The 235-nt window shown below is 51.1% G+C and carries 1 protein-coding gene; it reads left to right on the top strand.

Annotation, left to right across the window (positions count from 1 at the left end; genetic code table 11):
* The coding region (locus RMT89_RS45525; protein ID WP_315889618.1) for a hypothetical protein at positions 1–235 on the top strand (235 nt) is incomplete at both ends.

The following is a 235-nucleotide window of genomic DNA, read 5'->3' as shown; positions in this document are numbered from 1 at the left end:
AGTTCGCGACCTTATTGGAAAGGTCGATCGCCACATACGCAAGGCCGACAGAAACGATGGTTGATCGGTATTTACCCGCCCTAGCCGATTTTGAGTTGGGTGAAGAGGAAGCTAATGCAGTCGAAAAGGCGCTGAAAACAGAAAAACCTTGGGACTGGATACCCGAAGACAGCAGCGAACGGCAGGCGCTCAGGGCAGCTAAAGACAGAATCCTTGCATATCATCTTCAGAGGCA

It is taken from the genome of Streptomyces sp. P17, from assembly GCF_032436805.1.
Classification (GTDB): Bacteria; Actinomycetota; Actinomycetes; order Streptomycetales; family Streptomycetaceae; genus Streptomyces.
Note: the sequence above shows the minus strand (reverse complement) of the source record. Positions and strands in the feature narration are given on the sequence as shown.